8 protein-coding genes are annotated in these 13,946 nt (G+C 41.9%); all 8 read right to left on the bottom strand.

Annotated features, from left to right (window positions below):
* Positions 1-14: 14 nt before the first annotated feature.
* A complete protein-coding gene (locus HUS61_RS18645) occupies positions 15-2,351 on the bottom strand; it encodes a fatty acid cis/trans isomerase (RefSeq protein ID WP_175083369.1) in 2,337 nt (778 codons plus the stop codon).
* Positions 2,348-2,728, bottom strand: a complete 381-nt coding sequence (locus tag HUS61_RS18640; protein ID WP_055198464.1) for a hypothetical protein — start codon at positions 2,726-2,728, stop codon at positions 2,348-2,350. The genes HUS61_RS18645 and HUS61_RS18640 overlap by 4 nt, the downstream gene beginning before the upstream one ends.
* A 138-nt stretch (positions 2,729-2,866) precedes the next feature.
* Positions 2,867-3,532 carry an SDR family oxidoreductase gene (locus HUS61_RS18635; protein WP_175083368.1) on the bottom strand — a complete coding sequence of 222 codons (666 nt, stop codon included), beginning with the start codon at positions 3,530-3,532 and terminating at the stop codon, positions 2,867-2,869.
* A 115-nt stretch (positions 3,533-3,647) separates the two neighbouring features.
* Positions 3,648-4,442 carry a VOC family protein gene (locus HUS61_RS18630; RefSeq protein ID WP_175083367.1) on the bottom strand — a complete coding sequence of 265 codons (795 nt, stop codon included), beginning with the start codon at positions 4,440-4,442 and terminating at the stop codon, positions 3,648-3,650.
* A gap of 185 nt (positions 4,443-4,627) precedes the next feature.
* On the bottom strand, positions 4,628-5,344 hold the full coding sequence (locus HUS61_RS18625; RefSeq protein ID WP_252949353.1) for a hypothetical protein: 717 nt from the start codon (positions 5,342-5,344) through the stop codon (positions 4,628-4,630).
* A 74-nt stretch (positions 5,345-5,418) separates the two neighbouring features.
* The gene (locus HUS61_RS18620; RefSeq protein WP_175081067.1) at positions 5,419-7,215 is read right to left on the bottom strand and encodes an alkaline phosphatase; all 1,797 of its coding nucleotides are present in this window, start codon (positions 7,213-7,215) and stop codon (positions 5,419-5,421) included.
* A gap of 11 nt (positions 7,216-7,226) precedes the next feature.
* Entirely contained in the window at positions 7,227-8,816 is a 1,590-nt protein-coding gene (locus HUS61_RS18615; protein ID WP_175083366.1) for an alkaline phosphatase, read from the bottom strand.
* A 301-nt stretch (positions 8,817-9,117) separates the two neighbouring features.
* Positions 9,118-12,762 carry an Ig-like domain-containing protein gene (locus HUS61_RS18610; protein ID WP_175083365.1) on the bottom strand — a complete coding sequence of 1,215 codons (3,645 nt, stop codon included), beginning with the start codon at positions 12,760-12,762 and terminating at the stop codon, positions 9,118-9,120.
* Positions 12,763-13,946 lie beyond the last annotated feature (1,184 nt).

Here is a 13,946-nt window from a genome sequence, read left to right as displayed (position 1 = left end):
TAGTTAACAGAAATTTATCGATTTTCGAGTCGGTTATAGTCAAATAACCCAAATTCAACGCCGCGATACTCTTTCGCTACACGGTGTAAAATATCGCTGTATTGCCAAAACTGTGGATGTGTTCGGCGAATAGCAAACTCACTTTTCAGATCTCTGTAAGCTACTTCATCTGTTGCTTTAGCAAGCCCAGCTACAAAAGCTGCAACTTGCTGATCATTGTGCAAGTACCAAATGGCTTCTGGGTAATCACCTATAAACCCAGGCACAATCGTTACTGTATCTTCGTCATAAGCTCGTTGCCCTTCTTCATTCAATAAGCTAGAAATATTGTAATGAGCATTATGGTGGATCAGGGTATAGGCCTTGTGCTTATTATCGCCATCTTTGACTAACACAAACGAAATTTGCGGTAGCAAGTTAACAGCTTTAACCGGAAGGTTGTTAATTTTAGCAAGCGGCTCAGGTACTTTCGTATAGTCGTAACGAGGGCTCAATATTGGCTTCAGTTTCGCTTTTAGCATATTGAACAACTCAGACTGCGGATCCATTGTTTTGTATTCAATACCCGTAGGTTGACTAAATGACAATTCATCCTCAAAGAAGCTCGTTAAGCTAGGTGGCGATTTACGATACCACTGAGCTTTAATTCCTCTGCGCTTAGCTTCTGGTAATAATGCAAGGTAGTTTGCTTCACCTTCTAAGCGTAAAAAGTCCATGTACAAACGAGTTAATAACTGATGACCAATGTTGCCATAAACATCAAAACCCGCCACCAGCAAGTAATGAATACGTTCAAATAGTGCGTAGTCGAGTATCCAGGCGGTTTTTGGTTGCTGGCCTATCCAGCCTTTTACAACTGTTGCGCTATCAAAGTGGCGGAACACTGTGAGTGCTGCATTTTGGTTATGGCCATCACCCTGCCAAAGTAAATCGGTTGTTAGGTGCTGACCGTTCTCAAACATCTTATTAGCCAGTGCAACTTTGGCTGACAAATATTTGTTTTGGCGTTTTGAATACTTCACCCAACTAGAAATCGGCAAGGCATTGCTTTCTTCTTCAGCTGGTAATGCTAAGGCATCTTCATGTTGTAACAACATTTCACCGACTTTAGGTGTCGCCGCCATTTCAGGCTTCGCAAAACCCACCCAGAACTGGTCGTTAATTACATTTAACGCGATTTGACCTCTACAAACAGGCCCTTTAATAAAGCCCATAATAATAAGCTCAGCTTCATCAAGCATAAACTGATAACGTGAGTTGACTGGGATTGCAGCAAAGGCTTTAAATGGGTTTGATGCCACTTCTGGTTTATAGCTTGGCAGTTTATTTACTTGATAATCAGCTTCAATAAATTGCGAATGGATGCGTGCAAGCTTTTCGTCATTTAATGCTAAAGGTAAATGTGTTTTCGCTAAAATAGTCGAGCGGTCATGCATTAAACGGTAGTAAACACGCTCAACTTTAGGGTCTTCATAAGGGCGACGGGTGCTAATGTGTTTGATCTCTTCACCCGGCGGAGTCGAAGAGCGAACTAGCTTAAAGTAGCTGTGTTTATCGCCATGCTCAGGGAAGTAAATATGCGCTAAATACCAGTGCTCATAAATATAGCGAGCAGCCAACTGATGCTTTAAACCATCTTGATTTAAAAATGCTTCCCAACGTTCGACTTGTTTGAGTACACCCTTTTCAGGAGGCTCGATATGAGCTAAATAACCGCCTTTTCGGAGCCACTTAGCAAGGTGCTGAAATTCTTCACTCGAGATACCCGGTAAACCATAAGGCATACCACTATGCGGGCTATCTTTAGCGAATGAGTCAAACTCATTCATTGTGGTACATGTTTGCTCACGGTCGAGTGAAAAATCAAACTCATCGCCTAAAATTGCTTGTTTAGGCAGTGGGCTGCTTTGCTTAAGTACTAAGGCATTATAAAGCACACTACCGGCAAGGTTCGCTTCTTCGGTTTGAGCTCGCTCATTAAGTACTGGGGTAAAGCCTTTTTCACGCCACTGGGCGGTACTTGTCGCATCAAACAACAAGCGGCTTGGCTCTTGCGCTAGTAAACGTGTGCCGTCATAAACACGCTCTTTACTTAAGCCGCGGTCGATACCTTCCACAGAAGATAACTTAAGCTGACACGGTGCATCATAGCAGCCATGACAAACCACACAGCGACTATCAAGTACGGGCTTTACATCACTTAAAAACTCAGCACCTTCAAGTGTTGATGCTGCAACCACGCGCTGTTGTGGTTGTTCTTTACCAAACAGTTCATCGTAATGAGCAGCACCTAAATATGCACAGCCACTTAATAGAATAAGGCCAAATACGGTGGTGAGGAGTTTTCTCATCCTTCCTCCTCGATATCTTCAACGTCATCACCTAAATCGAAGGTTGGCATCATATCGACTTGCGGCGATACAAAGGTTTGGTCGTTGTCGCAACTAAGCATCGCGCTTAATAGTGGCCCACGAACGAGTGTCAGCTGCGCATCATGCTCACCATCAATCAATGCTTGATAGTCATCATTTAACGCTTCAAGACGGTATTCATTAATGGCAATTGCGACACTGCTATCAACAGCTGGGTTTTGGCAAAGCTGCGCGAGTAACTCTTCGCTTAGCGTTACATGTAATAGTAAATCTGGAGATTCGATGTCACGGCTATGAAGGTTTTCATCGAAATAAAAAAGAGGAAGGGTTAAATCGCTATTTTGCTCTAATTCCATGTGCTGCTCTCTACATCAAAATGACTTTTAATTGTACGAGTATAGCAAACTATAAGTTCAATAATTAGCGAAACTTATCAGCCGTTAGCAGCTTTTTAGCTGCTAACTAACCGAACTATAAAAACAGTGAACAATGCATTACCAAGGTAGCGTTTCGCCGTTTGAATGCCAAAATCCACCTGTGTTGCTAAGGTTTAATTCGTCAATCCGCTTGATGAGCCGCTCTGCAGCAGTTTCTGGGCTGATATCGCCAGCAAAATTAACCATTTGCGTTTGTACAAAGCCCGGATGAAATAACCCTACGGCAATTTTTTTATCTTTTAGCTCATGGGCTAAACTAACACTGGCGGCATTAAGTGCCGCTTTTGACATACGATAACCAATGTAACCGCCCGAGCCATTATCTGCAATTGAGCCCATGCGCGATGTGATCATCGCCACTTTAGCATCAATACCTAAGCTTTGCTGTAATGCATGAGTAATACGAATAGGTGCAATACTGTTCACGCTGATTTGTTTTTCGATGGCAGCAAAGTCCATATCAGCTAATGTTTCATTATGAAAAATACCGGCGTTGTTAACCAAAATATCAATCTTGTCGCCGTGTAAGTAATTGGCAAGTGTTGCAACATCATCGGTGTTAGATACATCTATGTCGCTAATAATTTTCACATCGAGTGCTTGAAGCTCCTCACTTGGCGTGCGAACCACTGCAGTAACACGGTAACCTTTGGCTAAATACTGTTTACAAAAATTAAGACCAATACCTTTATTGGCCCCCGTAACCACCACATGCTTAGTCATCAATCTGCTCCTTAGTAGGCTTTTTTATACCCAAACCACCTCAAGGTGCGAGTTTGTGCATTTTGAGGAGGCTTAGATATATATACCTTGGGACAGATTGGCAAAAACCAAGGGCTTAAGTTAATTCATCAATGGTTGATTTAAGAATAGAAAATACGGCCCCTTGCGGATCGGTAATCACACTAAAGCGCCCAACATCTGGAATGTCTGTTGCTGGCACACAAATAGCGCCATTAAGCTGCGTTGCTTTAGCGACTGCCTGATCGCAATCTGCTACCGCAAAATACGGCATCCAATGGGGTGGAATATCATCTGGCCATTCATTGGTCATCTCAAGCATGCCTGCTATCGGTTGCTCATCAATGGTAAATAAAGTGTAATCCATCCCCTCCATTGGTTTCACCTCAAACTGCCATCCGAATAACTGACAATAAAAGTCGCGACTTTTTTGCATGTCTTTCGACACAAGCTCAAACCAGTAAGGCAGGTTAAGCTCTTGTACTCGTTTTGCCCCGATATGCTCACCGGCTTGCCATAAGGCAAATGTTGCACCGCCTGGTTCTTGAAGCATCACCATGCGACCTGCCGTCATAACATCATGTGGCCCTGCCAATACAGTTGCACCTAATGATTTTGCCAGCTCAGTACTTTGGTCAACATTATCAACAGCAATGTACAATAACCAATGGGTTGGCATCTCGCTCATACTTTCTGGCAGTTGATACATAGCGGCAATATCATCACCTTGTTTTTTCAGCATGGTGTAATACATATCTTCGCCTATCGGCTGGTCATCAAAGCCCCAGTCAAAAAGTTGCGTATAAAACTGCTTTGCAGCTTGCCAGTCTTTCGCGCATAACTCGGCCCAGCAGAAAGTACCTGCGGGGTGTTTTGTATTTATTTTTGTCATGGCTGTTCCTCCTTGGTTAAACTTAAGCAACAATGGCACAATTTACCAATCAAACCAGACAATAGTTGTGACACTTCGTTGAAGTAAGTAGTTTTGCCTTAGCTAAACAGACAATGAACAGCTCTAGCTAACGCTGAGTTACAGAGACAAAAATGCCGCTAAAAAAGCGGCATTGTAATAACTAATTAGTGATGATGCCCATGCTCACCTTTGAGCTGATTACCTTGCGCATCATAAAAACCGCTCGCGCCATGCTCAACAAACCCTAAGTTGATCATTTTAGCTAAAAATGGATCGCTTTCATTATCACCGATATCTGCGTAATCGGTCGTTTGATAGTTATCCCATTTCGCAAATTCTGCCTGAATCTTTTGCTGGTTGTGATGACTGGCTGTTAAAGCAATTTCACGGCTATAAGTTGGTGTTGAAATACGAATTGCTTTGAGTAACTTTTGATTGGCAAGCCAGCTTAGCTCTATTTTGCTCTCACCCTGCTGTTGTGTGTAATATTCTGTTAGTTCACAGCCTTCACCCGTACTTTTTTGGTGCGTCATTGACGCTAAAAACTTATCGCTTACTAACTGATATTTGCTACTCCAATCTTGCTCACCTTGCACTTCCGATGGTTGATACTCAATACCACGCTGGGCATGCTGAAAATAACGAATTGGGCGAATTTGTTGATTGCGCAACTGTTGCCATAATTCAATAAACTGTGGATTCTGCTTAGCCACCTGGTGAGGCGTACGCCAAAGGGTAAAGGTGTTTTCAGTATGCTGCTTATTAGCAACTATATCTGTTGTGACCGTATAGTCTGCTTGCGTAAAACCGGTGTTCATATCGCATTGCCCTGCAACAGCAAGTGGGCTAAGTAATGAGGCAAGTAAGATGGCTGCTTTCACGGGATTCTCTTTTTTGTCTTGGTTTTCAGTATAACTAATTGAGTAAGGGAGGCTCAGAGCCTCCCAAGCACTTATTACTGTGCTAATTTAGCATCGGCTTGTTTAACAAGGTCAGCGGCATAATCCATAACATGGAAAATAAGGCTTTGCTCATTAGTGCCTGTTACTAAATGTGCACCTGGGCCTACTGCATACACACCTACATCTTCTGCTGCGTGTGTTTCAGATCCCAGTGGTACGACGGCTTCTTGGTGGAAACCAGGTGTTGTTGTGTCAACATCAGTTAGATCTACACGACCCGTTACCGGCGCAAAGTTATAGCCTGCATCAGCATCAGTCTCATCACCTAAGTTGCGGAAACCGCCACCATTGGTATAACCAACTGTTGTGTATGGCATGTTATCTGCTGCAAGTGATGGTTCATCACTACCCACAGGTACCACTTTACCTAAGATTGGGTTACCACGTTTTGGGTAGCCTGCAATAGTAAATACGTGGCTGTGGTCAGCTGTAACTATAATTAGCGTGTCTTCAATGCTGGTTTTATCAAGAGCAACTTGGACTGCTTTTGAAAGCGCAACTGTGTCGCTTAGTGCATTGTAAGCATTACCCGCGTGGTGCCCGTGGTCAATACGGCCAGCTTCAACTGTTAGCATGAAACCATTGGCGTTGTTATCTAATACATCGATTGCTTTAGCTGTCATTTCAGCAAGTGAAGGCTCGCCCGCTACATCGTTTGCGCGATCTGCTTCGTATTGCATATGTGATTCATTAAATAAACCAAATACGCGCTCTGTTGACTCTGCATCGATTGCATCAAAACCAGCTTGGTCCATCACATATTGACCTGCTGGGTATTTAGCTTTCCATTCAGCAGTTAGGTCACGACCATCTGTACGGTCACCTTCTACTGAGCTCACAGCATCAGCAGAATTAAAAGCAGCGTCTTTCGGTAAGAAATGACGACGACCACCGCCCATGACAACTTCTAAGCCATCAACATCTAAGCCTTCGTAGCGTGCCTCTAGGTTTGCTTCAAAGTTAACTAACTGCGATGCAATATCTTCACAGCCAGCGGTAACTGCCGCTTCTGGCATATCTGATACGTCTTCCCAGTTACGGTCAGCCGATTTTGCATACGTTGCTGCAGGCGTTGCGTGAGTGATACGCGCTGTCGAAACAATACCAGTCGACTTACCGGCAATCTCAGCAAGCTCAGTGGCTGTAACTAGTTCATTACCTGCAACCGTTGCACAGTTACCACGCTCGATGTCCTCATCAACACCGATAACGCCAGCATCCGTTTTTACGCCCGATGCCATTGCTGTCATCGTACCCGCAGAATCAGGTGTTTGCGCATCAACGTTATAGGTTTTAGCAAACCCTGAGAATGGTAGTGTTTCAAAGCTAAGCTGATGCTCTTCACCTAACTTACCTTCAAGCTGACCGGCCATGATACGTGCTGCCGTCACGGTTGAAATACCCATGCCGTCACCAACAAACAGAATCACGTTTTTCGCTTTACCTGACTCTTTTACAACGGCAGCAATGTTTTCTTCGCTAGTAGCGACTTTAACTTGTGCTGACTTGAACCATTCATTATCGGTCAACGGCGCTAATTGCGATGCCGTTAACGACGTTGCTGGTGCATTACAAGCAACGGTTGTGTCCGTTACTTCTGCTGAGTCTAGCTCACCGTTATCGTTACTATCTTCACCGGTTAGGGTTTCTGTACCACCGTTTACACACTGCTCAGAACCAACAGCTAATGTATTTTCAACGGTTAATGTTTTTGGTGAGTTGTCATCATCATCAGAACAACCCGCTAATGCCACTACTACAGCAAGAGAAATTAAATTTAGTTTTTTCATCGTCGTCGCCATTATTCTTCAATTAGTTCTAGAGCTTGGTTAATGATGTGGAAAATTACGTTTTGCTCCACAACGCCTTGTGCTAGTTGCGCACCTGGACCTTTTGCATGAAGTGAAATATCTTCACCCGCATGAGTCTCAGAACCTAATGGCACAGTGGCTTCTTGGTGATAACCAGGCGTCGTCGTATCAACACCCGTTAAATCAACACGACCTGCAAATGCCGCTTCGCTATATGATGCATCTGCATCAGTTTCATCACCTAAATCGCGAAAACCTAAGCCATTTGCATAACCAACTGTGGTGTACGGCATACCATCTGCCGCAAGGCTTGGCTCTTCGCTACCAATGGCAACCACTTGACCTAAGATTGGATTACCGCGCTTTGGATAACCCGCGATAGTAAATACGTGGCTGTGGTCAGCAGTAACAAGAATAAGTGTTTCTTCTGGGTTGGTGTTCTCTACTGCTGTTTGCACTGCTTTGGCAAATTCAACGGTATCGTTTAACGCGTTATAAGCATTGCCCGCATGGTGGCCATGGTCGATACGACCAGACTCAACGGTTAAGAAAAAGCCTTTTTCATTGCTCTTTAAGATGTCGATCGCTTTACCTGTCATTTCAGATAATGACGGCTCACCCGCTACATCGTTAGCGCGATCTGCTTCGTATTGCATGTGTGATTCGTTAAATAATGCAAATACACGTTTGCTGTCAGCATTTAGCGTATCGAAGCCAGCTTGGTCCATAACGTACTTACCATCAGGGTACATTTCTTGCCATTCAGCAGTTAGGTCTCGCTCATCAGTACGGTCACCTTCTACTTCACTGACTGCATCAGCTGAATTGAACGCTGCATCTTTCGGTAAGAAGTGACGACGACCACCGCCCATCACAACTTCAAGACCATCAACGTCAGTGCCTACGAAGCGTGCTTCTAGATTCTTTTCGAAATTAACAAGTTGTGAGGCGATATCTTCACAACCGGCTTCTACAGCATCAGCTGGCATGTCTGACACGTCTTCCCAGTTACGGTCAGCCGATTTTGCATAGGTTGCAGCTGGTGTTGCGTGAGTAATACGTGCCGTTGAGATAACACCTGTTGCTAGACCTTTAATTTCTGCCAGCTCTGTTGCGGTAATTAACTCATTACCCGCAACAGTTGCACACTCGCCACGCTCGATATTTTCGTTTACACCAATTACACCTACATCGGTTTTAACGCCTGAAATAATTGCTGTCATTGTGCCTGCAGAGTCAGGTGTTTGCGCATCAACGTTATAGGTTTTGATCTGCGCTGAATAAGGGAATTCTTCAAAGCTTAGTAAGCCTTCTTCGCCTAACTTGCCTTCCATTTGTCCCGCCATGATACGCGATGCAGTCAGCGTTGAGATACCCATACCATCGCCAACAAATAAAATGACATTTTTAGCTTTAAATGTTTGCTCAGCCTGAGCCGCCGCCTCTTTTTCTGTTAATTTTGTTTCAGCAGCACTATACCAATCATTTTGTTTTTGACTGTCTGGTAACACACCTGCATTGGCCGTCGCTGACAATGCCAACGTTAAACCAATTGCAGTAGCAATTTTATTAATTTTCATCGTTACGTTCCGTTAGTACGTTATTTTAAGAATTTGAGTGCTAACTAAACTGCACTTGGATAATTAGCGCAGCCATACTAAGAAGGCATTGTTACTAAAAAAGTGAGTTTTCATGACGAAATGATGAAACCCAAAAAAGTAGCTCAAGAAGGTAAGTAATTAGTTTTAGAGGAAATAATAGGGTTAGTGGTTTAAGAGTAATTCAAGCTTCCTTTTAAATAACTTCAATGTAATCAACATGAATAAAAAGCCCTTGAGCATATTACTCAAAGGCTTATAGTTGCATTGTTATTTAATTTACTTACTTTTTGCGACGTCTTAGCAAGCTAAATGGCGCTAGAAGTAAAGTTAGCCAAAATAAACTACCGCCGCTGCTTGAAGATGATTTTTCAACTTCAGGTTTGCTACCTTCACCGTTTACAGTCACAGTAACGGTTGTTGAAACTTGTTCTGAACCATCAGATACAGCATAGCTAAATGTTTCTGTCGCTGAGCTGCCAGCATATAAATCAGCAAACTTCCCAGCTGGGTCATATGTGAATGTACCATCCCCATTATCAGTAACAGTTCCTTTAATACCTTCCACATCTAACGAGACCACAGATAGAGCATCGCCATCTTCATCACTATCATTCACTAAAGCATCTATGAGTACTGTTGATGATTTAGATGTTGAAACCTCGTCAGCTTCAGCTGAAGGTATAGTATTGATACCCGTAATAATCACAGAAACCTGAGCCATAGACTCTGAACCCACTTCATCAGCTATCGTATAAGTCAATGCATCTGTTACTTGTTCACCTTTTGTCAATGAATCAAATTGACCATTTGTAGAATATGTCCAAGTACCATCATTATTATCTGTTAATTCACCTGTTAGAGTATCCAAGTAATCAATTAATGTTATTGAATGACCATCAGCATCACTATCATTTTGTAATGGTGAAATATTTACAGTTCCATTTTCGTCAACATAAACAATATCGGCTTCAGCTGTTGGAGGCGTGTTGATAGATACAGATATGGTTACCTGCCCCTCAACAAATGCACCATTATTATCAGTCACAATATACTTAAAGGAATCGGAAATAACTGTTCCAGGAACTTCATCATCAAACGCGGTTGATGCATCGTATGTAATCTGACCATCAACTAAACTTACAACACCCAAGGTTCCATTATTTTGTACACTATCAATTGATAGAGTATCACCATCTAAATCTGTATCATTTTCTAAAACATTGATAACTGTTGTTTGACCTGACCAAATTGATGCAACATCTTCAGCTGCTACAGGTGCGTTATTTGGAGGCGTATCAGTATTTAGTGGAGCACCCGCACTAATTTGGTATCCACCAGTAGTTGCGGTCGTATCTTCATGCTGCACTGCGGCGTAGAGAGTTGACTCTAAGTCCGTAGTAGCAACTTTATAGAACACATAGCCTGTTTTAGAAGGGTTTGTATCTAACGTAATATCTTGATCAATTACAGTTATGCCATCTGACTTATATAATGTAAGGCTAGGTTTCATCCCCAAGCTTAAGTCAGATACACGAACAACAAACTCACTTGTGGTATCAATGTTTTCGATTTGATAAAAGTCTAGGTCTCCCTGAGAGTCAACCATCCCCTCGATTCCAGCATTACTTGGAGTAAGATCATCACTCAGATAATAACTGTCATTACTATCGCTGTATGGGACATCACTGACTACTAGTGAAGTTTTAGCTATACGAACAAAATTCTCATCGATACTTGGCAATGTCTCAGCTTCTGGTACTGAGCCATCAATTGTTGGCGTTAATAACCCTGTTGTGGTGTACACTGCATTGCTGTCATTATTGTCTACATGCACTTCAACTTGATAAATACCATTTTGATTATAAGGTGCAATTACTGAGTAAATTCCGTCCCCTGAAACAGCATCTCCACCAATGCCATTATCAAACATTTCAAGTTCGCTTTTAACTTGGTTTGGATCTGTAATAGTTGCCTTAACATTAGCGCCTGTAATTAGTTTATCTTTTGTGATTGCCGTAGTCAGGATCATAGGGGCTGGATAAGTAACTGCGTTCCCATCAACTCCTTCAACGTTGACAGAGTATGTACCTGATAAGCTTGGTTCAGCACTCACATTTACCGCAGCAGTAAGGCTAGTACTTTGATTTAGATTCGTTAATTGTAACTGCCACTGCCCTGCACCATGTGCAGATAGTTTCTGGTTAGAAATATTAGCACTACATGATTGAGTGCTAGCAGTATCTATACAGTTGAAATCTATATCGGTAACGAGTGTACCAGCACCATCAAATAGCGCTAACTCAAGATCTGCAAGATCTGCATTGTGATTTACAAAAACATTTATGTTATCTAGCCCAGAATCAACATAAATTGGCTGACTGGCGCTTTGAGTACTATCAATTGAGTATGTTGTAGATGCAAGGTTCTGATTATCTGTCGCAATCGCATTAGCTTGCAAGAAAGCATCAACAATTTCAGCCAATGATGTTGGTGAAGAAAAGTACTTACCACCAGTAGCATTAGCTAAAGTGAGAAGTGGGCCAGTTGGTGATGCACTACCATAGCCAAAACTGAAAATTGGCATATTGGCTTGTTGATAATTACTGATAACCGACGCCTGTGACAAGCGAGAATCATTGTCATCACCGTCGGCTAGGACAAAAACAACACCTGGGGCACCGCTTGCCTGAGTTTGTTGATATTGTTCTAAGTTATCAAGCGCTAATTGTGAACCATCGTAAAGGGCTGTTGACCCTCCAGCTCTGATTGAATCAATTGCTGCTTTTAGTTCAGTTTTTACTGAAACATCTGGGCTTTCAATTTTAGTTACAGGAAAATCTTGTATCACATTATAGTAGCTAGAGAAGCTAACTAACCCCATTGATGTAGTGCCTTCTGCTGTAGCATCAACAAGTATTTTAGCTGCTTGTTTGGCATTATTGATTGCCGCGCCGCCCATACTACCTGAACGGTCAATAACCACTTGCATATCAATATCACCTTCAACCCAAACTACATCAAGCTGATCTCGGCATGATGCTTGAGCTGAAGGTAGTTCAATCTTTACTGGTGTTACATCATCTGGAGCATTGTTAGCCAGAGTAAGAAAGCGAGTACGCTCTGGTTGAGCCGTTTTTCTTCCTAACTTAGGATCATCTTTGGCATCTTGTAATAGCACTTCCCATGCACTTTTTCCGTATACTCGACCTTGAGCTGTTCTATCAACATTACCAATATTTGTTGCAGTAGAGTGATTAAGCCAAAGCATATCACCTTGTAGAGCTTTCCACTGATTACTCATAATAGAGTTAGTAGCTAAATCAGTTTTTATAGGGCTATTTGCATCTGCGCTTTCAGCTACGCCTTGATACTCGTCAAAAAGGCCATAAGCATAGTGCCCCCATTCATGGGCAAGTGTATAACCAGCACCTTTAGGATCTTGAAGCATATCATGGTCTTTGCCAGCACCTGCACCGTTCGGGAAAACATCACCAAACCAAATATGCATGCCATTCGCACCAAAACCTGACGCATTAGCTCTAGGCCATTCTCTTGACCCCCAAATAATATCTGATTTAGAGCGATGTTTATTTTCTCTAAATACACTCACTGTGCCAAGCTTATGCTCACCATTTGTTTGCTCACAAATAGCATCTGCGAAATTTTTAAAAATTTCTTCATAGGCATTCTGCTCTGCACCTTCTGGATTATTGTATAACGACACTGTTATATCAAAAATTGCAGTTGACGAATCAGTACTGACAGCTGAAAGGCTTTGCATCCTGTTAGCTGCAAATACTTTCTTTTGCTGATGCTGATCGACGGTACTGACTCTAGATAACCAACTATTGGCAGCAATTGTTGATGTTGAGGCAAGTGCAGCGGCAACGCATAAAGCAGTTTGCGTAAGTTTATTTTTATACACTAATAATTCCTTTTTATATTAAAAACTTAAATTTCACCTACTGTTTTAAAGCTACTATTCGATTTAATAACTAAAAATATTGGGCGATAACTCCTTACTTAAATGTGGTCTATATTTTAAAAGTTTTCGACCACTACAGAAGGAAGTGCCTGTTACAGGAAAGGAATTAACATTAATTAGATTGATATATACATAGTTATTCATACCGATTGTTGGCAAATAATTAACACAACAATCCCCACCGAGGTGTGAATTTTATGTATGTCTTCAGTATTTCAGAGCTTTTGAAGATAGAAAGAGAAAACCTACTGCAACTTATGAGCAATTTAGATCAAACCATCAAAGTACAAGCTATAAAGATACTGAGCATCTAAAGGGGAATTAAAAATATACTGCAAATAGCAAAGCTATTTTTTGACAAGTAGCACTTAAGCTAGTCATTAGCCATCCCTGATAAAACCATTCCATTTACATGACGGCAGTGATTCTAACAAAATCCATTAACAAAATACTACTATAAGATTGATTTTCGATTTCCTGTTTAGGAACAATATATTAAGCGAGATTTACCCAACTCTTATAATATTTAACTGACATCTAGCTGATACTTGAGCAATTTAAGCTAATTTCACATAAAGAATCTAACATCCCCAATACAGAAACTATATTAACAATAAAAATTTAGTGAAATATTCACATTAAAATGACGTTATTAATGAATAAAACGATAAAACAATAGCGTAATGGTGATTTTTATACAGTGGTTAACGAGGGTAAAGTTCAAAGGGTCTAGGTAAAGCCATTAGGAGGAATGGTTTATGGTAATGGGGGTCATAAAAGAAAAGGTTTACATGGTTGTGTTGGGTTTCGCTGCGCTCAAACCAACCTACCCGAAGAATGAACAGGACGAATACCGAGTGAGACACCACACAAACCAACCCCACCAATCTAATCTGACGTCTAAAAGCTGATAGCTCTGTTTACGTTGGGTTTCGCTGCGCTCAAACCAACCTACCCGAAGAATGAATAGGGCGAATACCGAGTGAGACACCACACAAACCAACCCCACCAATCTAATCTGACGTCTTAAAGCTGACAGCTGATAGCTTTTTCACCCATAAAAAAACCCGAGACTAAGCTCGGGTTTTTCTTAATGCTTGATGCATTACTATAGTTGATTACTC

This window comes from Pseudoalteromonas sp. 0802 (assembly GCF_013350085.1).
Taxonomy (GTDB): domain Bacteria; phylum Pseudomonadota; class Gammaproteobacteria; order Enterobacterales; family Alteromonadaceae; genus Pseudoalteromonas.
This window is presented reverse-complemented; position numbering and strand designations above follow the sequence as displayed.